This is a genomic window from Xanthobacter aminoxidans, assembly GCF_043193615.1.
Taxonomy (GTDB): Bacteria; Pseudomonadota; Alphaproteobacteria; order Rhizobiales; family Xanthobacteraceae; genus Xanthobacter; species Xanthobacter aminoxidans.
The window spans coordinates 1,784,941-1,811,525 of the sequence record NZ_JBAFUS010000001.1 but is presented as its reverse complement, the minus strand read 5'-3'; the positions used below and the strand labels follow the sequence as shown (position 1 = coordinate 1,811,525).

Genomic DNA, 26,585 nt, shown 5'->3' with positions numbered 1-26,585 from the left:
CATGACTGTGCGCTAGAATTGACTATTCCCCTCAAGGGACCATTGCCATGACCTACGCAGACCTCACCGCGACCCACAAAATTTCAGCCAAGGACGGCGTGAAGCTCCATGTGGAGGAGGCGGGGCAGGGCACGCCCATCCTCTTCATCCACGAATTCGGCGGCAATCACATGAGCTGGGAGCCGCAGATGCGGTTCTTCGCCCGCCGCCACCGCTGCATCACCTACGCCGCGCGCGGCTATGCCCCCTCCGACATCCCCACCGATGTGGAGGCCTATTCGCAGGCCATTGCGGCGGATGACGCCGTGGCGGTGCTGGACGGCCTCAGCATCGAGAAGGCGCACATCGTCGGCCTCTCCATGGGCGGCTTCTGCACCGTGCATTTCGGCCTGCGCACGCCCGAGCGCGCCCTCTCCCTCACCGTCGCTGGTGCAGGCTATGGCTGCGAGAAGGCGCATGAGGAATATTTCCGCGGCGTCTCCCTCGCGGTCGCGGAAAACTTCGAGAAGCTGGGCGCGAAGGAATTCTCCAAGATCTACGCGCTGGGCGCGAGCCGCGTGCAGTTCGAGGTGAAGGACCCGCGCGGCTGGCGCGAGTTCGCCGACCGCCTCGCCACCCATTCGGACATCGGCGCGGCGCTGACCATGCGCGGCGTGCAGGCGCGCCGACCCTCCTTCTGGGATCTGGAAGAGGGGCTGAAGACGATGATGGTGCCCACCCTCGTCATGGTGGGCGACGAGGACGACCACTGCCTCCAGCCGGGCATCTATCTCAAGAAGATGATCCCCGCTTGCGGCCTCAGCGTTTTCCCCAAGGCCGGGCACACGCTGAATCTCGAGGAGCCGGCGCTGTTCAACGCCCAGCTTGCCGAGTTCATCGCGCAGGTGGAAGCCGGCAAATGGCTGCCGCGCGACCCGCGCGCCATCCCCGGCCAGATCATGCGCACCGCGTGAGGGGATGATGGACGGTGCGTGCACACGCCTCCCGGACCAGCGACGGCATAGCCGGAGCGCCGAGCCGGGACCCAGGAGAGACGTCCGCGCAGCGGTCAAGACCCCTGCGGCGGCAGGGGTGTCGCGCCTTCGGCACGTTCTTGCGCTGGGCCCCGGCTCTCCTTGCGCTCCGCTCCAGTCGGCCGGGACACGAGGCATGGCATGACGACACCATCCATCTCCCCCGACCGCCTCATGTCTCGTCTGATGGGGCTCGCCGAGATCGGCGCGCTGCCCAAGGGCGGGGTGGACCGGCAGGCGCTCACGCAGGGCGAGATCGAAGCGTGGCGGCTCATCCTGACATGGGCCGGGGAGGAAGGACTGGAGGCGGCGTGCGACGATGCCGGCAGCCTCTTCCTCACCTGGCCGGGCACTGACCGGACGCTCGCGCCCATCCTCGCCGGCAGCCATATCGACACCCAGCCCACCGGCGGCAAGTATGACGGCGCGGCCGGCGTGATGGCGGCGCTGGAAGCGGTGGTGACGCTAAAGCGCGCGGGGGTAAAGCCCCGCCGTGACCTCACCGTCGTCGCCTGGATGAATGAGGAAGGCTCCCGCTTCGCCCCCGGCATGATGGGTTCGGAAGCCTTCGCCGGCGCGCGCTCCCTCGCCGACATCCGCGCCGTGACGGATGCGGAGGGCGTCAGCGTCGCAACCGCGCTCGATGCGGTGCACGCCGCCTTCCCCGATCTGCCGCGCCGGCCCCTCGGCTTTCCCGTCGCCACCTATCTGGAACTGCACATCGAGCAGGGGCCAGTGCTGGAAGCGCAAGGCAAGGTGGTGGGCGTCGTCACCGGCATCCAGGGCAAGAAGACGTGGGACGCCGTCATCGAAGGCGCCCCCGGCCATGCCGGCACGCTGGCCATGGCCGAGCGGCGCGATGCGCTTGCCGCCTTCGCCCGCATGGCGCACCGGCTCTATCCCGAGGTCGGCGGCCACGACGATCAGGTGATGTTCACCATCGGCCGGCTGGTCATGGAGCCCAACGCCCCCTCCGTGGTGCCCGCCCGCGTGACCTTCCGCGTGGACCTGCGCCATCCCGACGGCGCGGCGCTGGACCTGCTCGGCGCGCGCTTCGAGGCCATCTGCGCGGAGGAGGCGGCGCCCTGCGGCCTCACTTTGACGCGCCTCGTCGATGCCCCGCCCAACGACTTCGATGCCGGCCTGATGGCGAAGATCACGGCGGCGGCGGAGCGCCACGCCATTCCCGCCATGCCCATCCTTTCGGCGGCCGGGCACGACGCGCGCCACCTCGCCAAGGTGTGCCCCAGCGCCATGATCTTCATTCCCTGCCGCGATGGCGTGTCCCACGCCGAGCATGAATTCGCCGAGCCCGCCCACATCGCCGCCGGCACGCAGGTGCTGGCCGACGTGCTGGGTGCGCTGGTTTCCGAGGAGACCGCATCATGAGCCAGCAAGCCGCCGTGCGTGAAAAACCCGATATGGCCGATCTGCCGGCCCAGATGCCCGCCGCGCCCAACAGCCCGGCCGAGGCGCGGGCGCGCTACTTCAATTCCGGCAACGCCTTCAACATCAAGCTGCCGCCGGTGCCGAGCCGCCTGTTCACCGACGAGCCGGCGCGCGCGCTGGCGGATGGCGCGACCACCGGCTTCATCCCATGCGACCAGTCGGACGCGCTGGCCTGCGTCTTCCCCGCCACCACGCCGCTGATGCTGGCGCGCTATGCGGTGGTGGCGGCGGGCGCGCGCTTCACCGTCGACCTCAGGGCCACCGGCTCCATCTGGTACGTGATCGCGGGGCGGGGGCAGGTGGACTGCCTCGGCGAGAGCCTTGCGGTTGCGCCAGGCGACGTGTTCCTGCTGCCGGGCTCGCCCGCGCGCATCACCGCCGGGACGGAAAAGCTCGTGCTGTGGGTGGTCTCCAACGAGCCGCAGCTCGCCCTCAATGGCGACCTGCCGCCGGACGAGGCGCGCCGCCCCGTGGCGGTGGTGCATTATCCGGCCGCGGAGATCGCCCGGCAGGTCGACATCATCTACGACCACGCCCAGAACAATCAGACCTCAGGCATCGCCCTCATCTTCTCGTCGGAGCCGCAGGCGGCGGCGCGCAATATCCTGCCGAGCCTCACCTTGTCGCTGAACACGCTGCCGCCCGGCGAGCACCAGCGGGCACACCGGCACAATTCGGCAGCCATCACCCTCGTGCTCCAGGGCGAGACCTGCCACTCCATGGTGGACGGCGCCCGCTGCCCGTGGCGCCAATGGGCGACGCTGGTGACGCCGCCCGGCGCCCCCCACTCGCACCACAATGATGGCAGCGAACGCGCGCTGTTCCTCATCGTGCAGGATGGCGGGCTGCACTATCACGCCCGAACCATGGGCTTCAGCTTCCTGGAGTGAGATCAGGCCGGGATAATCTCGGGTGCCTTGCCGGTCTCCGGCAGCAGCACGCGGGGGCGCAGCACGTGGATGTGGCGGCGGCCGATGCGGGCGACGAGGCGGCGCTCGGCCTTGGACCCCTGGGGATGGCCGCCGAGCCTGTCGTAGTAGCGGCGGGAGATCAGCAGGCCCTGTCCCGGCGCCGGCAGGCCGATGACGGCGAGGCGGGCGGCGGCCATGGCTTCTCCGAGACGGGGACGCAGGCCGTAGCCATCCACGGCGAGGCGGAAGGTGGCGGCGAGCCGGTCCGCCTGTCCGCGCCGCTGGGCGGTTTCGATGAAGGCCAGCACCTCGCGCGGCCAGCCTTCCTCCAGCATGGAGCCGTCGGTGAGGAAGAGAAGCCAGGAGCCCCGGCCCTGCGCCGCGCCCTGCTTCAGCCGGAGGCCGAGATCCTGCGCGCCCTTGAAGAAATTGCAGCCGGCGGCATCGGCGATGGTGGCCGTGCCGTCGGTGGAGCCGGAATCCGCCAGCGTCACGTCGCTCAGCACGCCGGCCGTCACGCCCTGCACGAGCGCGGACAGCACCGGGACGAGCCGGCGCTCGGAATTGTGCGTTGCGATGACGGCGGACAGCACGGGAAACGTTCTCACAGGGCGTTTCCCAGCTATACCTCTACCGACGTGCCGCGTCGATGCCGCAATGCAACATTCCTGACGGATGCGTCATCCGAACCCAGCGGCCGCGCTATTTCGGACAGGGCACTTCCTTGTAGACCGCATCGGCGAACTGCTTCACGCCCACGTTGATGCGCAAAGGCGAGGTCCAGGTCTGGTAGGTGACGATGCCCCGGGTCATGGAGATGACCTTGTAATTGTCGAGGCCCTTCGTCTTGTAGCACTTGCCGGGCTGAATATCCTCTTCCTTCAAAGGCATGGCAAAAATCCGCTGGCGATGGCAATGCCGCCAGTATGGGTTCGCCCGCCCGCCGAATCAAGAATGGCCCCGCCCGAGCTGGCGTTCCGCCGGCGCGCCGGCGTTTGCCTCGGCCTCCTGAATCTGCTCTTGGAGGGCGGTTGCCTCTGAGACGGCCGGAGAGACGGACCCATGCCCCGCATCGAGATCGATCTTCCGCTCTCCCTCAAGACCGCGCTGGAACAGGAGGCGGCCCGGTCGGGCAAGGACCTCGGCGCGCATATCCGCGCCATCCTCGCCGACCACCTGAAGGCCGAGGTGCACACGGTGTTCCAGATCTCCACATCAGGCGCGCTGGTTGCGGGGGTCTACGACCGGGAGGTCAGCGTCGGCGCGCTCCTGGAGCATGGCGACTTCGGCCTCGGCACCTTCGCGGGGCTCGACGGTGAGATGGTGGTGCTGGACGGCAAGGCCTTCCAGGCGCGGGCCGGCGGCGAGGTGCATGAGGCGCCGGCGGAGGCGGGCTCGCCCTTCGCCGTGGTGACGCGCTTTTCCGCTGATCAGGTGGGGGAGACGGAGGGCGTCACCAGCTTCGACGGCCTCGGCGCCGCCTGCGACTGCTTCCGCTCCTCCAACAACATCTTCCACGCCGTGCGGCTCGACGGGCGCTTCAAGCGCGTGAAGGCCCGCGCCGTATGCCCGCCCAAGCCCGGCACGCTGCTGGCCGATGCGGCGAAGACCCAGAGCGAATTCACCTTCGAGGATGTGGATGGCACCCTGGTGGGCATCTGGTCGCCGGCTTATTCCGCCGAGTTCAGCGTGGAAGGCTACCACTTCCACTTCCTCTCCGACGACCGCAGCCAGGGCGGCCACGTGCTGGAGGTGGAGGCGGGGCCCTTGAGGATCGCGGTGGAGAATTTGACCGACTTCCACCTCATCCTGCCCGAGACCGAGCACTTCCTGAAGGCGAACCTCGACCAGGACGTGGCGGCGACCCTCAGCAGCGTGGAGCGCTCGCACAGCTAGGCGGCGCCCGCCACCTCAGTCGGCGGCGGCGTGGCGGCTGAACAGGATGTGCCGCATCCGGTCCGCGCCGATGGCCCGCGTGACGTTCTTGAAGGCGAAGAAGGGCAGCAGCGACACGAACAGGATGACGGACACGATCAGCGCGCCCACCAGCCCGCCGCCACCGATCTCGATCTCGCTGGCGGTGATGGCATGGCCGCTGAACTTGGCGATCACCGACCGTTCGATGACGTGGAAGACGAGAAAGAACAGCGTGCAGATCGCCGCCTCGTAGAAGATGACGAGGATGAGCGGCCGGCCCCTGAGCCAGCGGGCGACCTCCAGCTCCTCGATCACCAGCATCACCTTGGCGAGCACCAGCGCGTTGAGGAAGGCGAAGCCCTGGAAGGTGACGGTATCGCCGTGGGCGCGCTCCACCAGCGCCTGATTGAGCACGAAGAGGCCGAGCAGAACCCACAGATACAGGAATAACACCACGAAGCTGCGGGCCTGCCGGATGGCCATCCCCTTCAGCGCCGCGGCCCGGCTGGCGGTCCCCTCGGCCTTCGGATTCCGCTCGCTCATGCCCGCTCTCCCCCTGTTGCGGCCCGCCCGATGTCGTCGCCGGGCCGCGACCCCCACCGCGTGATGCATGTGGCGCGGCGTGGCGGGGGCGTACATGCGCGGGAAGGCGAAGGCAACACGGAGACGCTCAAGCTCCCTCTCGTCGCGGCGCCATCGGCGATGCCGTTGCGGCAGGTAATCGGCCTGCGCTCCGCGCTGCGGATGATGGTTCGCAATGGTATAGTCGCCTGTTTTCGCGATGCCGCCGCTGCCCTCCTCACGTTTCCGCGCAGTCGAATTGCGGTTGTCGCTGCGTCACGGTTGCGTCGGGGGCGTCATGTTGCAGGGCGGCGGTATGGAAATGCTGGGGCGGGTGCCGGTGACGGTGGAGGAGGTCGCCGATCATCCCGATTATCTGCGGGCGCGGAAGCTCTATTGCGACAGCTTCCTCGCTCTGTTCGACCGCAACCCGTTCCTAATCCGCCTGCTGACGGATTCCAGCCGCTACCTCCTGTTCACGCTCTCGGTGATCCTCAACGCCAATCACGATGGGGACCGGCGGGAGACCTGGTTCTCGGTGGGGCGGCTGAAGCAGCAGATGGCCGCCTTCGGCATGACGAGCCCGCGCCATGTGGACCACCTCATCGAGCGGATGCAGGCGGTGGGCTTCGTGGAGATCAGCCACGCCCCGCGGGATCGCCGGGTGAAGCTGCTCCGCCTCACGGACAGGATGCTGGCCCACGACCGGGAGTGGATGGCCACGGACTACATCATCCTCGACACCCTGTGCCCCAGGAACGGCTATGCCGGCGTGCGGAACCGGGACCCGGCGGTCCACGCCGCCATCCGGCGCCAGTCCCTCGCCTTGCTGCCCGAAGGTGCGCGCCTGCTCTGCGAGCAGACGGATTTCCTCCTGTTCTTCAGCCGGCCCGGCGGGCTCATGGTGCTGGAGGCCCTCTTCGAGGCCGCCTTGTCCTCCCCCGATGGCCGGGAGTGTCCGTTCGTCTTCGGCGACGTGGCCCATCGCTTCGGCCTTTCGCGCTCCCACGTGCGCGGGGTGATGCAGGATGCGGAGGCGGCCAGGTTCATCCGCCTGCACGGCCGCGGCGGGCGGGCGGTGGAGATCCTGCCCCGGCTCTGGCGCAGCGACGCCATCGGCCACGGCGTCGGCGCCCGGCTGCGCGACATCGCCTTTCTGCGCGCCTCGGCTGAGCTGGCCCCGCAGCCATGCGCCCCGGCGGAACCTGCCGATAGGGTATGGGTGAAGCAGGCGTGATCGTGCGTGCCGGGCGGACGCATCCGCCCGTCAATAGACGCAAACTTTGCCGTCCATCACGCCCACGGCCCCGATAATAATCTGCGCGGCGCCGCATCAGGGGGTGGCTGCCGATCTCGCACTCATCGGGGCCGCAGATGTTTTTTCCGTGCCGGCTGGCGCGGGGCGTTATCGTCGCCGCAGCCTGCCTCCTCGCCTCGGCCGCCGGGGCCGACGAGGCGCCGCCCGTCTGGGCCTATCCCATCGCACCGCCGGACACTGTGCCGCCCAAGGACGACGGCACGGTGCGCCATGTGCCGGGCAGCAGCCGGGGCTATACGCTGACCGAGATCCGCGACCTCTTCGTGGCCCGCGACTGGTTTCCCGACGCCCATCCGCCCATGCCCGCCGTGGTGGCGGAGGGGCGCCACCCCGATACCCGGCCCTGCGGCGTATGCCACCGGCCCGAGGGCGTCGGCGGGCCGGAGAATGCGAGCCTCGCAGGCCTGCCGGCCGACTACATGCTGCGGCAGATCGATGACTTCCGCAGCGGCGCCCGCTCCACCGGGGTCAAGGCGCGAACCCACGTCTTCCGCATGATCGCCGCCCTCAGGAGCCTGAGCGAGCAGGAGATCGCCGAGGCCGTCACCTATTACGCCGCGCTGAAGCTGCCGCCGCGCATCCATGTGGTGGAGACCGACACGGTTCCCGCGAACACTGTCCCCTCCTGGTACTACACGCCGAAAAAGGACGGGACATCCGAGCCGCTCTCCGGCCGCATCATCGAGATGCCGGACGACGAGGAGAATTTCGTCAACCGCGATTACCACGTGACCTTCACCGCCTATGTCCCGCGCGGCAGCGTCGCGCTGGGCGAGCGCATCGCGAATGAGGGGCTCGGCGCGCGCATCCCGGCCTGCGTCGCCTGCCATGGCGAGGGACTGAAGGGCATCGGCGACATCCCGCCGCTCGCCGGCCGCTCGCCGTCCTATCTCGTGCGCCAGCTCTACGAGTTCAAGCACGGCCTTCGCAACGGCCCCTTGGCCGCGCCCATGCGCGCGAACACCGAAGAGATGAGCGAGCCGGAAATGGTGGCGCTTGCCGCCTATGCGGCGTCCCTGAAGCCCTGATTGCCCCGAAAGACTGGAGAATAGCCATGCGCATGAGGACCTTCATTCCCGCTGTCGTTGTGGCGCTCGCTGCGTGCAACGCCGGCGCGGCCCTGGCCGCGGATACGCTCGGCGCCCGGCTCGTGGGCGCGTGGAAGATCGTGAGCGTGTACGACGCGTTCACCGACGGGTCGCGGCGCGACACCTGGGGGCCGGGGGCGCAGGGCCTCGTCGTCTTCACGCCCGGCGGCCAGTTCAGCGCCATCATCGTCGGCCGGGACCGGACGGCACGGGCCGGCGGCGTGCCCTCCGAGCCGGTGGGGCCTGCCATGGCCTATGCCGGCGCCTACAGCGTCGACGAAGTGGCGCACACCTTCTCCACCGCGGTCTGGCAATCGACCTTTCCCCAATGGCAGGGCCAGACCCTGCTGCGCACCATCGAGGCGCTCGACGGGGACCACCTGAAGGTCAGGGCGGCGCCCATCACCGATGCCTCCGGCCGGCAGTTCGTGCCGCATCTGGAGCTCGATCGCGTGAAATGACGCGGGCCTCTGGCCCCTGCCGGGCGCCTGTTCGGTTTTCAACGGAATCCCACCAGCTAGGCGATGGCGCGACCACGCCGGGCAATCCTCCGATGGATGGTGGGCAACTGGCGCGGCCCGCCGGCGCTCCTCCCCGCAGGGGAGCGTGAAGATCCCGGCGTGACGACCTCCCGCCATCCGGCGGCCGCGCCCTTTTCCCGATTCCTGCTGGCGGTATCATGAGGGGTAATCAGCAAGCTTAGACTTGTCATTCCGCACCGCCGGAGCCCCGCATGGCTGACCATAGGCGATTTCGATCTTTCCCTTTAAGGTGATTGCGCGGAGGAAAAGATTCGCGTCGAAGCTCAGGGGCGGCTCGATCCGTCATGAGCTCCAGCGGAGTGTTGCGGTGACCGGCCGGCATTATGATTTCTTCGCCGACCTGCTCGACGGCATGGACATGGGGCTGTGCCTCTTCGATGCGGACGACCGCTGCCTGTTGTGGAACAACACATTCCTGAAGTTTTTTCCGGAGCATGACGGCCACGTCCATGTGGGCGAGCCCTATGAGGCGAACCTCCGGCGCTTCTACGCCGCCCGGCTCGATGCTTCGGAGCTGGCCAACATCGAGCGCTACATCCGCGACGGGGTCCTGCGGCATCGGACGCAATCGCGCGCCTTCGTCTTCGACCATCGCGGCCGGCGCCTGCGCGTGAATGCCTTGACGGACTCCGATGGTAACCGCGTCCGCATCTGGCAGGCGCTCGTGCAGGAGCCGGCAGAGGCCGAACGGAGCGACGCGCAGCGCGGCTTCTCCATCGACCTGCTCGACCATATTCCCGACGGGGCCATGGTGCTCGACCAGAACGACCTCATCATCGCCGCCAACGACGAATTCCGCCGGCTCTATGGCGTGCGTCCGAGCGAGACCGTGGTCGGCCAGCCGTTCGCCGCCGTGGTCCGCCGGGCCTGGGCGGCGGCCGGCCGGCCCGACGAGCAGCTGGAGCCCGGGCTTCTCGACAACATGCGCTTCGCCGGATCGCCGTTCGAGATCGAGCTGCCGCGCGATCAATGGCGCCGTGTCATCGCCCGTCGCACCAGCGACGGCATCGGGTATTTCACCCATTCGGACATTTCCCTCCTCAAGCGCCAGCAGGCGGACCTGCTGGTGGCGGAACGCCGGGCGTGGGAGGGGGAGCGGCGCTATCGCCTGCTGGCGGAGAACTCGACCGACGTGATCGCCGCGATCTCCGGTGACCGGACGATCCGCTTCATGTCGCCGGCCTGCAGCCGCATTCTCGGGTGGGGGCCTTCGGAGATGCTCGATCGCGACGTGATCGATTTCCTCCACCCCGATGAGCAGCCCATGTTCCTGGCGGCGCTCTGCGCCGGCGAGGGAAGCGGTCTTGGCCGCAGCGCCGCTTTCGTGTGCCGGGTGCGTGCCCGCCATGACGACTGGGTGTGGATGGAAGCCTCCATCGGAGCGGTTCAGGAGACGACGCTCGACGGAGCCGACATCGCCTTCATCTGCTCGCTGCGCGACGCCCGCGAAAGGGTGCTCGCGGAGCGGGCGCTCAAGCGGGCGCACGAGGAGCTGGCGCTCATCGCCGGCAGCGATCCGTTGACCGGCCTTGCGAACCGGCGCCGCTTCGAGGCCATCTTCGATGAGGAATGGCACCGGGCGGGACGCGAGCGGCTGGGGCTGTGCCTGGCGATGGTGGATATCGATCGCTTCAAGGCGGTCAACGACACTTTCGGGCATCTCGCCGGGGACGAATGTCTCAAGCGGGTGGCGATGGTCATCAAGGCCAATCTCCCGCCCGGAGCCGGGCTGGCGGCCCGCTATGGCGGGGAAGAGTTCGTGCTTCTGCTTCCCAATGCCTCCGGAGGGCAGGGGCAGGCGCTTTGCGAGCGCATCCACAACGATCTCAAGCGGGAGCCGTGGTCGGCGGTGGCGCCGGGCCTCGACGCGGTGACCGTCAGCATCGGCCTCTGCATCGCGCGGGCCCCGCAGGGGGCCAGCATGGCCGGGCTGATCCGCATCGCCGACGAGGCCCTCTACAGGGCCAAAAGCTCGGGGCGGAACTGCACGGAGGTACAGCATGCCGTCTGAGGATGGCTGCTTCGCCGGAAGGTCACGCGGGCGTCATCCCCCCTTGGCAAGGTCGCGCGCCTTTCTCCACAATTGAACCGCGCCGAGCCGCGCTTGCGCCCGTCCGCGTCCAGGAGGTGTCGATGAATCGCCGCGAACTGCTCGCCGGAACCGCCGCTTCTGCCGGCCTCGCGCTGGTGCCGGGCCTCGCCCTTGCGCAAGGCGCACCGGTCCAGATCACGTTCTGGCACGCCATGGCCGGCCCCCTCGGCGACGAACTGAAGCGGCTCTGCGACGCCTTCAACGCCGTCCAGAAGGCGGTGGTGGTGGAACCGGTGTTCAAGGGCACCTATCCCGAGACCATGACCGCGGCCATCGCCGCCTTTCGTGCCGGCAAGGCGCCGCATCTGGTCCAGATGTACGAGGTCGGCACCGGCTCCATGCTGGCCGCCGGCGCGGCGGTGAAGCAGGTGTGGCAGCTCGCCGACGAGACCGGCGTCCGGCTCGATCCGGCCATCTACATGCCGGCCGTGCGCAGCTACTACAGCCTGCCGGATGGCCGCATGGCCTCCATGCCGTTCAATTCGTCGACGCCCATCATGTGGTGCAACAAGGACCTGTTCGAGCGCGCCGGCCTTGATCCCGAGCGGCCGCCGGAGACCTGGGAGCAGGTGGTGACGGCGGCCGAGGCGCTGCGGTCCAAGGGCGGCGCCAAGGTGGGCATGACCACCGCGTGGCCGACCTGGGTGCATCTGGAATGCTTCGGCGCCATCCATGATGTGCCCTTCGCCACCAAGGCCAACGGCTTCGAGGGGCTCGACGCCGAGCTGGTGTTCAATTCCCCGCCCATGCGCAGCCACATCACCCGCCTTCTGGAAATGGCGAAGGCGGGCACCTTCACCTATGCCGGCCGCGGCGCCGCCGGCGACAGCCTCTACCCGGCCGGCGACACGGGCATCTCCTTCAACTCGTCCGGGATCCGCGCTGCCGTGGTGCGCGACGCCCGCTTCCGCCCCATGGCGGCGCAACTGCCCTATGACCCGGCGGTGCGGGCCACACCGAACAATTCGATCATCGGCGGCGCGAGCCTGTGGACCATGACGGCGCCCGACCGGTCGGCGGCGGAATACAAGGCCGTCGCCAGCTTCCTCGCCTTCCTCGCCCGGCCGGACACCGATGCGTCCTGGCACCAGCGCACGGGTTATGTCCCGGTCACGCTGGGCGGCGCGGGCCTCTCGCTTGCCCAGGGCTACTATGCCCGCAATCCGGGCGCGGACATCCCCATCCGCCAGCTCAACCGCGGCGAGGTCACGGTCAATTCCAAGGGCTTGCGCCTCGGGCGGCTGACCGAGATCCGGGCCATCGTCGAGGAAGAGTTCGAGACGGCCCTGCAGGGCAAGCAGGACGCCGGCGCCGCCCTCGACACGGCCGTGGCACGCGGCAACAAGGTGTTGCGCGAGTTCGAGAAGTCCGTATCCAGATAGGTCCTGCGGAGCACGGCCCGGACATGGAGCGGCGAACGATCTTTCCGGGCTGGACGACGCCCGCGCTGCTGCTGGTGCCGCAGATGGCGCTGACCGTGTTGCTGTTCCTGTGGCCGACGGCGGTGGCGGTGCGCGCGAGCGTCATGCGCGCCGATCCGTTCGGCCTCAGCGAGACCTTCGCGGGCCTCGACAATTTCACCGCGCTCTTCACCGATCCGCTCTATCTCGCCGCCATCGGGCGCACATTGGTGTTCTGCGGGGCGGTGACGGGGCTGGCGCTCGGCCTCGCGGTCCTGCTGGCGGTGTTCGCCGACGCGGACATCCGCGGGCGGGGCGCCTACCGGGCGGCGCTGGTCTGGCCCTATGCGGTCGCGCCGGCGGCCGCGGGCGTGATCTGGGCGCTGCTGCTCCATCCGCAGATCGGCGGCGTCGCCGGCCTCCTGAAGCATCTCGGCATCGCCTGGAACTACAAGCTGAACGACACGCAGGCCATGATCGCCGTGGTCGGCGCCTCCGCGTGGCGGCAGGTGAGCTACAATTTCATCTTCGTCCTCGCGGGCCTCCAATCCATCCCGCGCACCATCATCGATGCCGCGCGGATGGACGGGGCGCGTGGCTGGCGGCGGTTCCGCACCATCCTCCTGCCCATGCTCGCACCGACGCTCGCATTCCTGGTGGTGGTGAACCTCGTCTATTCCGCCTTCGAGACCTTCGGCACCATCGAGGCCCTGACGCAGGGCGGACCGGGCCGGGCGACGCAGACCCTGATGGTGAAGGTCTATCGCGACGGTGTGGTCAATCTGGACCTCGGGGCTTCCGCCGCCCAGTCGGTGGTGCTGATGGCCCTCGTCATGGGGCTGACGGCGCTGCAGTTCCATTTCCTCAGGCGGCGGGGCGAACGATGAAGGCGCCGGCCCTGCGCTCCCCGATGCGGGGACATCTCTTGGCCCACGCGGTGCTGCTCATGGGCACGGCCCTGTTCCTGTTGCCCATCTGGCTGGTGTTCGTGGGATCGACGCTGGACAGCGGCGCCATCAACCGGGGCGATATCGGCCTCCTGCCGCGCCTCGAAGGCCTCGCGATCTACCCGCGCCTGCTTTCGCCCGCGCCCGGCGGGGTGCCCGTGTGGCGCATGCTGGCCCTTTCCTTCGCCATGGCGCTCGCCATCGCCGCCGGCAAGATCGCCGTCTCGCTGCTCTCGGCCTATGCGGTGGCCTTCTTCCGCTTTCCCGGCCGCATGCTGTGCTCCTGGCTGCTGTTCGTCACCCTCATGCTGCCGGTGGAGGTGCGCATCATCCCCACCTTCGCGGTGGTGGCGGATTTCGGCATGGTGAACACTTTCGCCGGCCTCGTCCTGCCGCTCACCGCCTCGGCGACGGCGACCCTGCTGTTCCGGCAGGCTTTCGTGCTGGTGCCCGACGAGTTGGTGGAGGCCGCCCGCATGGACGGGGCCGGTCCCTGGCGGTTTCTCCGGGACGTGCTGATCCCGCTGTCGCGCACCAACATGGCGGCGCTGTTCGTCATCCTGTTCGTCTACGGCTGGAACCAGTATCTGTGGCCGCTGGTGGTGGCCACCGACCCGCGGCTCGACACCATCACGGTGGGGATCGTGCGCATGATCGGCCCGGAATCCCGCACCGCCTGGAACGAGGTGATGGCGACCGCCATCCTCGCCATGCTGCCGCCCACGCTGGTGGTTCTGGCCATGCTCAGATGGTTCGTGAAGGGCCTTACGGAGAGCGAACGCTGATGGCCGGGCTGGTCCTCGATCAGGTGCGCAAGAGCTTCGGCCGCACCGAGGTGCTGCGGGGCATCGACCTCGATGTGGCGCCGGGCGAAATGGTGGTGGTCGTCGGGGCGTCGGGCTGCGGCAAGTCCACGCTTCTGCGGCTCGTCGCCGGTCTGGAGCAGCCGAGTTCCGGCCGGATCATGCTGGATGGCGAGGACATCACCGCGCGCGATCCCGCCGCGCGGGACATCGCCATGGTGTTCCAGCACTATGCGCTCTATCCGCACATGAGCGTGTTCGACAACATGGCCTATGGGCTGAAGGTGCGCCGCCTGCCGCGCGCCGAGATCGCCGCGCGCGTCGAGGAGGCCGCCCAGATGCTGCACATTTCGCCGCTGCTGGGCCGCAAGCCGCGCGAGCTGTCCGGCGGCCAGCGCCAGCGCGTCGCCATCGGCCGGGCGGTGGTGCGCAAGCCGCGCCTGTTCCTGTTCGACGAGCCCCTGTCCAGCCTCGACGCGCGGCTGCGCACCTCCATGCGCGCCGAGATCAAGCGCCTGCAACGCCGCCTTGGCGTCACCAGCCTCTATGTGACCCACGACCAGCATGAGGCGATGAGCCTCGGCGATCGCATTCTGGTGCTGAACGAGGGCCGTCCGGCGCAGCTCGGACCGCCCATGGAGATCTACGCCCGCCCGGCCGACACCGCCGTGGCGGAGCTGATCGGCGATCCGCCCATGAACCTGCTTCCCGGATGGCTCGACGCCAATGGCCGGGTGCGACTGGAGACTGGCGACACGGGGCACGGACGGCCGGTGCTCGTGGGCATCCGGCCCGAGGATGTGGCGGGCGGGCACCCCGACGGCGACGGGCTGGTCCTGCGCTTCACCCCGGACACGGTGGAGCCGATGGGCGCCGAGGTGCTTCTGGTGGGGCGCCTCGACACCGGCGCCGCATTCTCGGTGCGCACGCTGCCGGCGAGTTTCGCGCTGGGGTCCCGCCTCGATTTCCATTGCCCGGCGCAGCGGCTGCACCTGTTCGATCCGGGTTCGGGGCAACGCATCGGGCCGGCCGGTCCGGTGGCCCGATGATGCGCCGCCCCCCGGCTCACCCGGTGTGCGCGCCGGTCGCGTCGGGGTCTTGCGAGCCATCCCCGGCCTTCGGTGCGGGAATGCGGAACCAGGCCACATAGAGCGCCGGCAGGAACAGGAGCGTCAGCACCGTTCCCACGATGATGCCGCCCATCATGGCGTAGGCCATGGGCCCCCAGAACACCTCGCGGGCGATGGGAATGAGGCCGAGGCTCGCCGCCGCCGCCGTGAGCATGATGGGCCGCATGCGGTGCTCCGTCGCCTCCCGCACCGCCTCCCACGGCGGGTGGCCCTCGGCCCGCAGATGCTCGATCTGGACGATCAGGATCACCGAGTTACGGATGAGGATGCCGATGAGCGCCAGCACGCCGAGGATGGCGACGAAGCCCAGCGGCGCGCCGCTCGGCACCAGCGCGGCGACCACGCCGATGAGCGCCAGCGGGGCCACGGCGAACACCAGCACCAGCCGCTGGAAGCTCTGGAGCTGGATCATCAGGATGGTGGCCATGATGAACAGCATCAGCGGCATCACCGCGAGGATGGGGGCCTGGCTCTTCTGGCTCTCCTCCACCGCGCCGCCGATGACGACACTATAGCCGGGCGGCAGCTTCGTGTTGAAGGCCGCGACGGCGGGCGTGAGCTGCTCCACCACCGTGTTCGGCTGGACCGCATCGATGATGCCGGCCTTCGCCGTGATGGTCGGCAGCCGCGAGCGCCGCCAGATGGTGGGCTGCTCGATCTCGTAGCGCAGGGTCGCCACCGCCGCGAGGGGCACGGAGCGCCCGCCCGAGCCGGGCAGCTGAAGGTCGCGCAGGGTCTCGATGGACTGGCGCTCCTGCGCATTGGCGCGGCCGAGCACGGTCACGAGATAGATGTCGTCCCGCACCTGGGTGATGGCCGTGCCGTCCAGCACGCCGTTGAGCGCGCCGGCGATGTCCTCGGAGGTCACGCCCAGCTGGCGCGCCTTGTCCTGGAGCACGTCCACCTTGATGACGCGGGCGGGCTCCATCCAGTCGAACACCACATTGCCGAGGTGCGGATTGCTGCGCATGACGCTGGCGAAGTCGAGGGCGATGGTGCGCACCTTCTGGATGTCCGGCCCGCTCACCCGATACTGCACCGGGCGGCCGACCGGCGGGCCGATGTCGAGGAAGTGCACGAAGGCGTCGGTGCCCGGCATGGTCTTGTCGAGATAGGCCTGGAACTGCCCCCTCAGCCGGTCGCGCTCCTCCAGCCCCTTGGTGACGATGATGGTCTGGCCGAACGCCACGTCCGCCGGCTGCACGTCCACCGGCAGCACGAAGCGCGGGGCGCCCGTGCCCACATAGGTGGACCAGTGGTCGATGTCGGGATTGCCCTTCAGCGCCTCCTGCTCGAAGCGCGCCATCTGGGCGTTGGTCTCGGCGATGGAGGCGTTCTGCGGCAGGTTCCAGTCGACGATCAGCTCGCGGCGGTCGGACGACGGGAAGAACTGCTGCTGGACGAGGCCCATGCCGGCGATGGAGAGGATGAAGACGAGCAGTGTCACGCCGATGGTGGTCCAGCGCCACAGCATGGCGCGCTTCAGGATCCAGGCGAACGCACGGGCGAAGCGGCCGCCGCCTTCCTGATGATGCGGCAGGCTCTTCGGCAGGATGGCGACGCCGAGCAGCGGGGTGAACAGCACCGCCACCAGCCACGACACCAGCAGCGACACGGCGATGACGACGAACAGGGTGAAGGTGAATTCGCCGGCGTTGGAGCTGTTGAGGCCGATGGGGATGAAGCCGGCCACCGTCACCAGCGTGCCCGACAGCATGGGGAACGCCGTCGAGGTGTAGACGTGGGTGGCGGCCTTCCTGAGCGTGTCGCCGGCCTCCAGCCGCGCCACCATCATCTCCACCGCGATCATGGCGTCGTCCACCAAGAGGCCGAGGGCGATGATGAGCGCGCCGAGCGAGATGCGCTGGAGCGAGATGCCGGAATAGGCCATCACCATGAAGGTGATGGCGAGCACCAGCGGGATCGAGATCGCCACCACCAGCCCCGCCCGAAACCCGAGGCTGACGAAGCTGATGGCGAGCACGATCACCACCGCCTCCACCAGGGCGCGGGTGAAGCCGCCCACGGCCTCCTCCACGATCTGCGGCTGGTCGGAGACGAGATGCACGCCGACGCCCACCGGCAAGTCGGCCTCGATGCGCGCCATCTCCGCCTTCAGCGCCTCGCCGAACTCAAGCAGGTTGGCGCCGGCCTTCATGCCGATGGCGAGGCCGATGGCCGGCTCGCCGTTGAAGCGGAACAGCGCCTGCGGCGGGTCCACATAGCCGCGCCGGATGGTGGCGACGTCGGTCAAGGGGAAGAAGCGGCCGTTGATCCGGAGGTTGATGGCCTTGAGGCTCTCCTCGGAGGTGAATTGCCCGTTGACGCGCACGGCGATGCGTTCCGGCCCGGCCTGCAGCACGCCGGAGGGTACCAGCGCGTTCTGCGCCTGGAGCGAGGTGAGGACGGCGCGCTGGTCGATGCCGAGGGCGGCCATCTTGCGGGTGGAGAATTCGAGGAAGATCACCTCGTCCTGCGCACCGATGATGTCCACGCGGCCCACATTGGGCACCGTGAGCACCTGCGCGCGCACCTCCTCCACCCGGTCGCGCAGCTGGCGCTGGGTCAGCCCGTCACTGGTGAAGGCGTAGATGTTGCCGTAGACGTCGCCGAACCGGTCGTTGAACTGCGGCCCCGTCACCCCCTGCGGGAAGGTGCCGCGGATGTCGTTGACCATGTTGCGCACCTGCAGCCAGGTGGGCACCACATCGCGGGCCTTGGTGGTGTCGCGCAGGTTGACGAAGATCGTCGTCTCGCCTGGCACGGTGAGGCTGCGGGTGTAGTCCAGCGCCTCCAGCTCCTCGAGCTTCTTCTCGATGCGGTCCGTGACCTGCCGCGTCATCTCCTGAGCCGAGGCGCCGGGCCATTGCGCCTGGATCACCATGGTCTTGATGGTGAAGGCGGGGTCCTCCTCGCGGCCGAGCTGCAGGTAGGACAGGAAGCCCGCGAGGACGAAGGCGAGCATGAAGTACCAGACGAGCGAGCGATGCTCGAGCGCCCAGTCGGACAGGTTGAACGACTTCACGGCTGGACATCCTGCTCTAGACGGATCTTCTGGCCCTCGGACAGGCTGTGCACGCCCGCTGTCACGAGGCGCGTTCCTGCTGCCAATCCCGAGGTCACGCGCGCCTTGTCGCCGGAGGCGGCGGACACGGTGACCTGCTGCGCGTGCACCGTCCGGCCGTCCGCCGCGACGCACCAGACGAAGGACTTGCCGTCGCGGGTGAACACCGCAGAGCCCGGAATCAACAGGTCGGCCGCAAGAGTGTCGGCGGGACGCGCCGCGACGGTTGAGCCGAGCCGGTACACCGCGGGCGGATGGTCGAGGGTGATGCGCACGCGGCGGGTGCGGGTCACGCTGTCGGCCTGGGGCGCGATCTCCCGCACCCGGCCGGTCACGACGGGCGCCCCGTCGAGCTGGAGGCTGACCTGGAACGGCGATCCGATCCTGATATCGCCGATGAAGTCCTCGCCGATATCCACCACCGCCTCGCGGATGTCGGGCCGCGCGATGGTGACGACGCTGCGCCCGGGGGAAACCACCTGTCCCAGCTCCGCGCCGACCGCCGTGACGACCCCGGCGAACTCGGCCTTGAGCTGCGCGTAGCCCAGCTGCTCGCGCGCCTTGACGAGGTTCGCCTGGGCGCGAGCCAGCGACGCCTCGGCCGCCGAGCGGCCCTGCTCGGCGGTCTCGAACGTCGCCCGGCTGGTGGCCGCGGTCTCCAGAAGGGTCCGCTGGCGGTCCTCCGTGCCGGAGGCGTTGGTGAGCTGGGCCTGGGCGTTGGCGACCTCCGCGAGGGCGGACCGCACCGAGAGCTTCAGGGCGGTGTCGTCGATGGCGGCGACGACCTGGTCCTTCGCGACCACATCGCCCACGTTCACCGACCGCACGAGCAGCCGCCCCAGCACCCGGAAGCTGAGGTCCGTCTGCACCTGCGGCTCGATGGTGCCCGCCACTTCGAGCACCTCGCGGGACATGGGCTGCACCACCGCCGTCAGCACCGGACGCGGCGGAACGGCGGGAGCGGCCGCTTGCTCGCCGCAGCCGGCGAGGGCGGCCGTCGCGGCGAGCACCAGCATCAGATGGGCATGTCTCACGAGCCGCTCTCCAGTGTGTAGTCGACGGTCTGGCCGGTGCTGAGGCGTTTGGCGCCGTCCACGACCACGAGGTCGCCCGGCGCGAGGCCGGAGGAGATCACGATGGAGCCGGTCTCGAAGGCGTCCACGACGACCTTGGCGAGGGATACCGCATGGGTCTTCGGATCGATCCGCCAGACCGCTGGGTCTCCGCCATCGGAGGCCAGCGCGCTCCAGGGCAGGACGATGCGCGGCTTCGCCTTCCACATCACGGTTCCGGTCACCGGACTGCCGAGGGGCATGGCTTCGGGCGGCGCGTCGATGGCCACCTTCACCCGCACGGTGCCGGTGGTCGCATCGATGACCGGCGACACTTCCCGCACGCGCCCGTCCGCGACGACCTTGGGATCGGAGACGAGCGAGACCCTGATGCGGTCGGTGTCGCTGTTGTGGAAGAAGGTCTCGTAGACGTCGAACACCGCGTCGCGCGTGTCGTCCTCGGCCAGCGTGAACGCCGGCTGGGCGGGCTGCACCACCTGCCCCACCTCGATGGTGCGGGCGGTGATGACGCCGGCCGCGCGGGCCCGCAGCTCGGCGTAGCCCAGCGCATCCCGCGCCGTTCCCAGCTGGGCGCGCGCGGTCTCCAGCGCGCTTTCCGCCGCGCCGGCCGTCTCCGTCGCCTGATCGTAGGCGGCGCGGGTGGTGTAGCCCTTGGCGAGCAGCGTCGACTGCCGCTGGAAATTGGCATTGGCGACGCGCAGCCGGGATTCGGCGGCGGAGACGGCGGCCGTGGCGGCGTCGAGTTCGGCCTGCTGCTCGGTGGGATCGATCCGCGCCAGCAGATCGCCGGCGGCGACGTGCGCGCCCACGTCCACCAGGCGTTCCGTGACCCGCCCGCCGACCCGGAAGGACAGCTGGGTGAGCACCTTGGCCTCGACATCCCCCGTCAGCGAGACGGAGGTGGTGCGGTTCGTGACCGCGACGGCCGTGGCCCGGACCACGAACGCGGGCCGCCCTGCCTCGGGTGTCGGGTGGGACGCGTCCTTCGGGGTTCCCTGTCCGTCGCAGGCGGCGAGCAGGCCCGAGAGGGCGAAGATGCAGATCAGCGCGGCCATCGGCCGTCGCGCAGGCGAACGAACGCCCGCTCCGGTGTTCGCCGCCGGCGCGCGATACGGGAATTGCATGAGAAATCAGGCCGTTCTGTTCAAGACCCGGCGCACCGCGCCGCCGCCGCGCCCTGCGGCGCAATCGGGTGGCAAGTGTCCAGGGTGCGGATCTCCAAGGGACCGATGTCCTGGGGGCTCATCTCGAGGGGACGCATGTCCGGGGCGCGCGCGCCGGTGCACAGGCATGAAAATCTCCGCTCCGGAACCTTGCGCCCCTCGGTTCTGCTATCCCTGTAGCGCGAGCCGCGGGTGAAAGTCAACGGGTGTTGACCAGATGCCCGCGACCTCCTACGCCTTGAGGCCGGATGAGGACGGATGTGATGACCAAGACCCGTGACAGCTCGGCGCCCGCCTCCGGGCGGGAGCGCATTCTGGCGGCGGCTGTCGCGCGCTTCTCGCGGCAGTCCTACGACGAGACCGGACTGCGCGAGATCGCCGCCGACGCGGGCGTGGACGTCGCCTACGTGCACCGCGCCTTCGGCTCCAAGGAGCAGCTGTTTCACGAAGCGCTGAAGTGCGCCGTGCAGATGGACAAGATTTTCGACGCGCTCGGTGCCGACCCGGCCCGGATGCTGGCGGCCCATCTGCTGGCTGAAGACGAGCCGGACGCGACCGTCCGGCCCATGGACATCCTGATCCGGTCCCTGACCAGCCCGAAGGCGGCGGCGGTGCTGCGCACGGCGGTGATGGAGGAGTTCGTGACGCCGCTGGGCGCGCATCTCGACACCAACGCCACCCAGCGTGCGGCGCTGGCGGCGGCGCTGCTGATGGGCGTCGGGATCCTGCGCGACGTGCTGGAGCTTCCGGCCCTCTCGGAAGGACCGGGCGGCACCCTCGAGCGCAGCGTCGCCGATACGCTGGCGATGGTGCTGGGGCAGGCCGGTCCGAAAATTTGATCCGGGTAATATTGACTATAATTTCGTCCGGGTATTAATGGCGGGCCCTCTCCCGGACGTCGCCATGCCCCTCGTGAAAGCCAACGGTCTCGACATCGCCTTCGACAGCTTCGGCCCGCAGGATGGCGAGGCGATCCTGCTGGTCGCCGGTCTCGGCGTTCAGAGGATCCGCTGGGCCGAGCCGTTCTGTGCCGCCCTCGCGGGGCAGGGCTTTCGCGTGATCCGCTTCGACAATCGCGATGCCGGCGGCTCGACCCATCTTGGCCAGCACACGCCGCCGGACCTCGGCGCCCTCGTCGCCGCGCTGATGGCGGGGCGGCGGCCGGACGTTCCCTATACCCTCGCCGATATGGCGGCCGACGCGATGGGCCTGCTCGATGCCCTGGCCATTCCGCGGGCGCATGTGGTCGGCCAGTCCATGGGCGGCATGATCGCGCAGATCATGGCGAGCGAGCACCCCGGACGGGTGCTGTCCCTCACCTCGATCATGTCGGGCACCGGCAATCCGGCGCTGCCCCAAGCCGCGCCGGACGTTCTGGCCATGATGATGCGCCCCGCGCCCGATCCCGCCCGCGACGAAGCCGGCTTTCTGGCCCACAGCCTCGCCTTCGCCCGCCGCATCGCCGGTCCGGCGCATCCGGTGGACGAAGGCGCGCATGGCCGCCTTGTGCTGGAGGAGGCGCGCCGCGCCCATGATCCCGGCGGCACGGGCCGGCAGCTCGCCGCCATGGCCGTGGCGGGGGACCGCCGCGCGCGGCTCGCGACCATCGCCGTGCCCGCGCTGGTCATCCACGGCGCGTGCGATCCCCTGATCCCGCCGGCCTGCGGCGCCGACACCGCGGCTTCGATCCCCGGCGCCGAATTCCTGCTGGTCGACGGCATGGGCCATCACGTGCCGGCGAGCCTCCACCGCGTGGTGGTGGAGGCCATCGTTCGTGTGGCGAAATCGGCCGGCCGCGATCAGGCAACCTGCCACTGAGCGCGGTTCCGACCGCGCGCGCTCCGCCGTGGCTCAGCGTGCCGCGCTGGCGGCGTGCTGCTCCACGAAGGCGCGGATCTGCCCGCCGGAGAGGGCACCGCTCTGGCGGGCGATTTCCCGGCCGCCGCGGAACAGGATCAGCGTCGGGATCGAGCGGATCTGGAAGCGGGCGGCAAGCTGCGGTTCGGCCTCCGTGTCCACCTTGGCCAGCCGCACGAGGGGCTCCAGCGCCGCTGCGGCGGCCTCGAATGCCGGCGCCATGGCGCGGCAGGGGCCGCACCAGCCGGCCCAGAAGTCCACCAGCACCGGCAGGTCGTCCGAGCCGATCTGCCGGTCGAACGCCGCCGTGGTGAGCGCCACGGGATGGCCCGTGAACAGGGCCTGCCCGCAGGAACCGCACCGTCCGCCGCCGCGCCGCTCGGCGGGCAGGCGGTTGAGCTGCCCGCAATGGGGGCAGGGGATGATGATCTTGTCGGACATGATGTCGATGACGGCCGCCCGGCGCCGGATCCGGTTCGCCTGCGGCCGCTCCTTTCTCCCGTCCAGATAGGCGGCCGTGGCGGCGCCGCAAGGCAAGGGCGGGAATTTCACAGTTGCGGTGCGTCAATGCCCTGCTGCGGTGCGGCTGTAGTGTCGTCGCGCGGGACTTGGAAGGCGGTGCGAAAGCAGCCGCGAATCGCCGGAGGGATGGGATGCGGTTTCTCCGGAAGGGTTCGTGCGCGCGTTCGGGGCGCCGGCCATGACAGGAGGTCGTTCCATGAACGACGAAGGGACAATCCGGCGCAGGCCGCGATTGAAGACGCTCGCGGCGGCCGCAGCCGGCGTCGCGGTGGTTGGCGCGGCCGTGTTCTGGTGGGTCGTCACCCCGCCGCGCATCGATGATGGCGGCCGCGCGCTGCCGCAGGCGGCGGACGCGGAGCTGGTCGCGCGCGGCAAGTACATCGCCGAGCTGGGCGACTGCGTCGCCTGCCACACCACGGCGGACGGCAAGCCCATGGCCGGCGGGCGCGGACTGGAGACGCCGTTCGGCATGCTCTATTCCACCAACATCACGCCCGATCCGAAGACCGGCATCGGCCGCTACAGCTTCGGTGCCTTCGACCGCGCCATGCGCAAGGGCGTGACCGCCGATGGCACCCACATGTACCCGGCCATGCCATACCCGTCCTATGCGAAGATGTCGCCGGACGACATGTACGCGCTCTACGTCTACCTCATGAAGGGCGTGGCGCCGGTGGACAGCCTCAACAGGCCGTCCGGGATCGGATTCCCCTTCAACCAGCGCTGGACGCTCGCGTTCTGGAACCAGATGTTCCTCGACAGTCATCCCTTCGTCGCAGACGCGGGCAAGGGTGAGGTGTGGAACCGCGGCGCCTATCTGGTGCAGGGCCTCGGCCATTGCGGCGCCTGCCACACGCCGCGCGGCATCGGCTTCCAGGAGCTCGCCATGGGCGATACGGGCGGCGGCGGCGAAAAGTTCCTCTCCGGCTCCAAGGTGGAGGAGTGGAACGCGGTCAATCTGCGCGGCCTCGGCGACGTGGATGACACGGTGGAGCTGCTGAAGACCGGCCAGAACCGCTTCGGCACCGTCTCCGGCTCCATGACCGAGGTGATCCACAACTCCACCCAGAACTTCACCGACCCGGATCTTGTGGCCATCGCCACCTATCTCGGCGGTCTGCCGACCGACCAGCCGCGCGCCCCGCGCCCGGCGACGCCGGACACGGGCGTGGCCTCGGCGGTTCCCGCGGCCATGTTCACCAGCCGGGGCGGGCTTGCCTATGCCCAGTTCTGCGCCGATTGCCATCGCCTCAACGGCGCCGGCGTCGCCAAGGTGTTCCCGCCGCTTGCCGGCAATCCGACCGTCGCGGCCAAGGACCCCTCGACGCTCGTCCACATCACCCTGACCGGCTGGGCGACGGCGCAGACGCAGGCCCATGCCCGCGTCTTCACCATGCCCGGCTTCGCCCGGCTGGGGGACGACGAGATCGCCGACATCCTCTCCTTCGTCCGCGCCAGTTGGGGCGGCGGGGCGGCACCGGTCACGGCCGGCGAGGTGAAGGCGGCGCGCGCGACCCTCGACCCGAAGGTGGACACCCGGCCCTTCGACACGCCGCGCATCGCCGACGTGCTCAATGAGCCCAACGCCACCCAGCTGGTGCGCGGCATGCGCCTCAACACCGAGACGCACACCTTGCTGCCGAAGAATGTGGGCAACGTGCTGAACTGCTCCAGCTGCCACCTCAATGCCGGCACGGTGGCCGACGGCTCGCCTTATGTGGGCGTCTCCGCCTTCTTCCCGAGCTATGCGCCGCGGGCCGGACGGGAGATCACGCTGGAGGACCGCATCAACGGCTGCTTCCTGCGCTCCATGAACGGCAAGCCGCTCGCCAAGGACGGCGACGACATGAAGGCCATGGTCGCCTATTTCGACTGGATGAAGCGGGAGACCAAGCCCGAGGACAAGGTGGAGGGCCGCGGCGTCGGCAAGATCAGCCAGCAGATCAAGCCGGATACGGAGAACGGCGCCAGGGTCTACGCCGCCCAGTGCGCCGTCTGCCACGGCTCGAACGGCGAGGGCATCAAGGACGCCGCCGGCGCCTTCGTCTATCCCCCGCTGTGGGGCGACCAGTCCTTCAACATCGGCGCGGGTATGGCGCGCACCTACACGGCAGCGGCCTTCGTGAAGCGCAATATGCCCATCGGCTTCCACGGCGGCTTCCCGCTGGGCCAGGGCGGCCTCACCGATCAGGAGGCGGTGGATGTGGCCGAATACTTCAGCCACATGCCGCGGCCAGATTTCGCCCCCAAGGTGAACGACTGGCCGAAGGACAAGAAGCCGGCGGACGCCCGCTACTGACCCCCTGAAACAACGAGCGCCCGGACCGTGCAGGGTCCGGGCGCTCGCGCATCCCCCCGTCGCGGGACAATGGACGGGTGGAAAGGGGATGGGTTGGAAGAACTCAGACGGGAAGCACCACCACCTTCGTGCCGTTGGGTACGCGGCGGTACAGGTCGATCACGTCCTGGTTCATCATGCGGATGCAGCCGGAAGAGACCGCCTCGCCGATGGTCCAGGGCTCGTTGGTGCCGTGGATGCGGTAGAGCGTGTCCTTGCCGTCCTTGAAGAGATACAGCGCACGGGCGCCCAGCGGATTGGTCTCGCCCCCGGCCATGCCGCCGGCCCAGGGGCGATACTTGGCGGGCTCGCGCGCGATCATGGCGTCGGTGGGCCGCCAGCTCGGCCATTCGCGCTTGTTGCCCACGTTCGCCGTGCCGGAGAATTCGAGCCCTTCGCGGCCGACACCGACGCCGTAGCGCAGCGCCTTGCCGTTCTCCTGCACGAGATAGAGGAAGCGGTTCTTCGGATCGACCACCAGCGTGCCCGGCTCCTGTCCGGTGGGGTTGTTCACCAGCTGGCGGACGTTGCGCGGCTTGATGTCGTCCGGATCGGCGGCGGGAATGCGGAAGCCGCCGTCCTCCAGCGCGCCATAGCGCGCGGCATCGGCCGGGGCGACGCGCGGTGCCTTCACCGGCATCTCGTCCTGCGTGGTCACGCAGGCCCCGAGGGCCAGCGGCAGGAGGAGGGTGGTGAAGAGACCGCGGCGGGACAGCAGGGGGGACGCGGGAAGGGAATCCAAGGCCGGCTCACTCCCCTGCGGTCTGGCGGCGGCGGGCTTGGGCCACGGCGCGCTTGAAGCTTGAGTAGTCAAGGGTGGAGGCGAGCAGCGGGCCGACCAGATAGGTGGGCGTGCCGCTGAGCCCGAGCGAATCCGCCTGCGCGGCGTTGCGCTTCAGGAGCGCGCCGATGTCGGCGATGTGGGCTTTGAGATCCGCCATCAGCCGGTCGAGGTCGACGCCCGAGCCGGCCACCGCCTTCAGCATGGTCTGTTCGTCGATGCGGCGGCCGGGGATGGCCATCAGCGCATTGTGGACGCTCTCGTAGCGATCCTGATAGGTGGCCGCGAGCGCCAGCTGCGCGCCGTAGACCGAAGCCTCGGTGAGCACCGGCCAGTCCTTGTAGACGAGGCGGATGTGCCCGTCCTCCTTCACCACGCGGGCGAGGTCCGGCGCCGATTTCTTGCAGAAGGGGCAGTTGTAGTCGAGGAAGGCGACGATGGTGACGTCGCCCTCCGCATTGCCGAACGTCGGCGCGGCCGGGTCGCGGAGGATGGCGTTGACGTCGACGCCTTCCGCCCATGCGGTGCCTGCTGCCGTCAGCACGGCCGGCATCAGGGGCGCGAGCGCGGCGATGCGGATGAAGTCCCTGCGTTGCATGGGGTGTCCTTCGGTCAT

The 26,585-nt window shown here is 69.3% G+C and carries 24 protein-coding genes; 15 read left to right on the top strand and 9 right to left on the bottom strand.

Translation table 11 applies throughout. From position 1 onward, the window contains the following. Positions 1 to 47 precede the first annotated feature (47 nt). The 3 genes from V5F74_RS08305 to V5F74_RS08295 all read left to right on the top strand — a co-directional run bounded on the left by V5F74_RS08305 (position 48) and on the right by V5F74_RS08295 (position 3,352). The gene (locus tag V5F74_RS08305; RefSeq protein WP_394007318.1) at positions 48 to 953 is read left to right on the top strand and encodes an alpha/beta fold hydrolase; all 906 of its coding nucleotides are present in this window, start codon (positions 48 to 50) and stop codon (positions 951 to 953) included. A 201-nt stretch (positions 954 to 1,154) separates the two neighbouring features. After that, a complete protein-coding gene (locus V5F74_RS08300) occupies positions 1,155 to 2,402 on the top strand; it encodes a Zn-dependent hydrolase (protein WP_394007316.1) in 1,248 nt (415 codons plus the stop codon). Then, a complete protein-coding gene (locus V5F74_RS08295) occupies positions 2,399 to 3,352 on the top strand; it encodes a cupin domain-containing protein (RefSeq protein ID WP_394007314.1) in 954 nt (317 codons plus the stop codon). Before V5F74_RS08300 ends, V5F74_RS08295 begins: the two co-directional genes overlap by 4 nt. A 2-nt stretch (positions 3,353 to 3,354) precedes the next feature. Here V5F74_RS08295 and V5F74_RS08290 read toward each other — a convergent pair whose 3' ends face one another. Beyond that, positions 3,355 to 3,981 carry a glycosyltransferase gene (locus V5F74_RS08290; protein ID WP_394007312.1) on the bottom strand — a complete coding sequence of 209 codons (627 nt, stop codon included), beginning with the start codon at positions 3,979 to 3,981 and terminating at the stop codon, positions 3,355 to 3,357. A gap of 94 nt (positions 3,982 to 4,075) precedes the next feature. Beyond that, a complete protein-coding gene (locus V5F74_RS08285) occupies positions 4,076 to 4,264 on the bottom strand; it encodes a hypothetical protein (RefSeq protein ID WP_024280704.1) in 189 nt (62 codons plus the stop codon). A gap of 171 nt (positions 4,265 to 4,435) precedes the next feature. Here V5F74_RS08285 and budA point away from each other — a divergent pair, with 171 nt between their 5' ends. Then, positions 4,436 to 5,269 (top strand): acetolactate decarboxylase, encoded by an 834-nt coding sequence (budA, locus tag V5F74_RS08280; RefSeq protein ID WP_038192622.1) that lies wholly within the window; start codon positions 4,436 to 4,438, stop codon positions 5,267 to 5,269. 15 nt (positions 5,270 to 5,284) lie between these two features. Here budA and V5F74_RS08275 read toward each other — a convergent pair whose 3' ends face one another. After that, the gene (locus tag V5F74_RS08275) at positions 5,285 to 5,833 is read right to left on the bottom strand and encodes a hypothetical protein (protein WP_394007310.1); all 549 of its coding nucleotides are present in this window, start codon (positions 5,831 to 5,833) and stop codon (positions 5,285 to 5,287) included. A 316-nt stretch (positions 5,834 to 6,149) separates the two neighbouring features. On the opposite strand from V5F74_RS08275, the gene V5F74_RS08270 reads away from it, so the two are divergent. The 8 genes from V5F74_RS08270 (at position 6,150) to V5F74_RS08235 (ending at position 15,090) form a co-directional block, all read left to right on the top strand. Beyond that, positions 6,150 to 7,088: a hypothetical protein gene (locus tag V5F74_RS08270; RefSeq protein ID WP_394007309.1), complete on the top strand. Its 939-nt coding sequence runs from the start codon at positions 6,150 to 6,152 to the stop codon at positions 7,086 to 7,088. A 137-nt stretch (positions 7,089 to 7,225) separates the two neighbouring features. Continuing rightward, on the top strand, positions 7,226 to 8,197 hold the full coding sequence (locus V5F74_RS08265; RefSeq protein ID WP_394007307.1) for a c-type cytochrome: 972 nt from the start codon (positions 7,226 to 7,228) through the stop codon (positions 8,195 to 8,197). Between the two features lie 26 nt (positions 8,198 to 8,223). Then, the gene (locus V5F74_RS08260) at positions 8,224 to 8,718 is read left to right on the top strand and encodes a lipocalin-like domain-containing protein (protein WP_394007305.1); all 495 of its coding nucleotides are present in this window, start codon (positions 8,224 to 8,226) and stop codon (positions 8,716 to 8,718) included. A gap of 388 nt (positions 8,719 to 9,106) precedes the next feature. Further along, on the top strand, positions 9,107 to 10,810 hold the full coding sequence (locus V5F74_RS08255) for a diguanylate cyclase (protein ID WP_394007303.1): 1,704 nt from the start codon (positions 9,107 to 9,109) through the stop codon (positions 10,808 to 10,810). Between the two features lie 122 nt (positions 10,811 to 10,932). Continuing rightward, positions 10,933 to 12,273 (top strand): sn-glycerol-3-phosphate ABC transporter substrate-binding protein UgpB, encoded by a 1,341-nt coding sequence (gene ugpB, locus V5F74_RS08250; RefSeq protein WP_394007301.1) that lies wholly within the window; start codon positions 10,933 to 10,935, stop codon positions 12,271 to 12,273. A gap of 23 nt (positions 12,274 to 12,296) precedes the next feature. Further along, positions 12,297 to 13,178: an ABC transporter permease subunit gene (locus tag V5F74_RS08245; protein ID WP_394007299.1), complete on the top strand. Its 882-nt coding sequence runs from the start codon at positions 12,297 to 12,299 to the stop codon at positions 13,176 to 13,178. Continuing rightward, complete coding sequence (gene ugpE, locus V5F74_RS08240; RefSeq protein ID WP_394007297.1) at positions 13,175 to 14,023, top strand: sn-glycerol-3-phosphate ABC transporter permease UgpE; 849 nt, start codon at positions 13,175 to 13,177, stop codon at positions 14,021 to 14,023. The genes V5F74_RS08245 and ugpE overlap by 4 nt, the downstream gene beginning before the upstream one ends. Then, positions 14,023 to 15,090 (top strand): ABC transporter ATP-binding protein, encoded by a 1,068-nt coding sequence (locus V5F74_RS08235; protein ID WP_394007296.1) that lies wholly within the window; start codon positions 14,023 to 14,025, stop codon positions 15,088 to 15,090. The genes ugpE and V5F74_RS08235 overlap by 1 nt, the downstream gene beginning before the upstream one ends. A gap of 16 nt (positions 15,091 to 15,106) precedes the next feature. On the opposite strand, the gene V5F74_RS08230 is transcribed toward V5F74_RS08235, so the two are convergent. The 3 genes from V5F74_RS08230 to V5F74_RS08220 are packed head-to-tail and all read right to left on the bottom strand — an operon-like array spanning position 15,107 to position 20,363. After that, a complete protein-coding gene (locus tag V5F74_RS08230; protein ID WP_029555594.1) occupies positions 15,107 to 18,196 on the bottom strand; it encodes an efflux RND transporter permease subunit in 3,090 nt (1,029 codons plus the stop codon). Continuing rightward, positions 18,193 to 19,251, bottom strand: coding sequence for an efflux RND transporter periplasmic adaptor subunit (locus tag V5F74_RS08225; RefSeq protein ID WP_029555593.1), 1,059 nt, complete (start codon positions 19,249 to 19,251; stop codon positions 18,193 to 18,195). The genes V5F74_RS08230 and V5F74_RS08225 overlap by 4 nt, the downstream gene beginning before the upstream one ends. A 14-nt stretch (positions 19,252 to 19,265) precedes the next feature. After that, positions 19,266 to 20,363, bottom strand: a complete 1,098-nt coding sequence (locus V5F74_RS08220) for an efflux RND transporter periplasmic adaptor subunit (RefSeq protein WP_156026237.1) — start codon at positions 20,361 to 20,363, stop codon at positions 19,266 to 19,268. 371 nt (positions 20,364 to 20,734) lie between these two features. Here V5F74_RS08220 and V5F74_RS08215 point away from each other — a divergent pair, with 371 nt between their 5' ends. Then, positions 20,735 to 21,310 (top strand): TetR/AcrR family transcriptional regulator, encoded by a 576-nt coding sequence (locus tag V5F74_RS08215; RefSeq protein ID WP_038192618.1) that lies wholly within the window; start codon positions 20,735 to 20,737, stop codon positions 21,308 to 21,310. Between the two features lie 64 nt (positions 21,311 to 21,374). Then, entirely contained in the window at positions 21,375 to 22,289 is a 915-nt protein-coding gene (locus V5F74_RS08210; RefSeq protein ID WP_394007293.1) for an alpha/beta fold hydrolase, read from the top strand. Positions 22,290 to 22,322: 33 nt separating this feature from the next. Here the strand turns inward: V5F74_RS08210 and trxC are convergent, their stop codons facing one another. Beyond that, complete coding sequence (gene trxC / locus V5F74_RS08205) at positions 22,323 to 22,769, bottom strand: thioredoxin TrxC (protein WP_394007291.1); 447 nt, start codon at positions 22,767 to 22,769, stop codon at positions 22,323 to 22,325. Positions 22,770 to 23,046: 277 nt separating this feature from the next. Between trxC and V5F74_RS08200 the strand changes: the two genes are divergently transcribed. After that, positions 23,047 to 25,149, top strand: coding sequence for a c-type cytochrome (locus tag V5F74_RS08200; protein WP_394007290.1), 2,103 nt, complete (start codon positions 23,047 to 23,049; stop codon positions 25,147 to 25,149). 103 nt (positions 25,150 to 25,252) lie between these two features. On the opposite strand, the gene V5F74_RS08195 is transcribed toward V5F74_RS08200, so the two are convergent. Next, the gene (locus V5F74_RS08195) at positions 25,253 to 25,930 is read right to left on the bottom strand and encodes a L,D-transpeptidase (RefSeq protein WP_394007288.1); all 678 of its coding nucleotides are present in this window, start codon (positions 25,928 to 25,930) and stop codon (positions 25,253 to 25,255) included. A 7-nt stretch (positions 25,931 to 25,937) separates the two neighbouring features. Continuing rightward, complete coding sequence (locus tag V5F74_RS08190) at positions 25,938 to 26,567, bottom strand: DsbA family protein (protein WP_394007286.1); 630 nt, start codon at positions 26,565 to 26,567, stop codon at positions 25,938 to 25,940. Positions 26,568 to 26,585 lie beyond the last annotated feature (18 nt).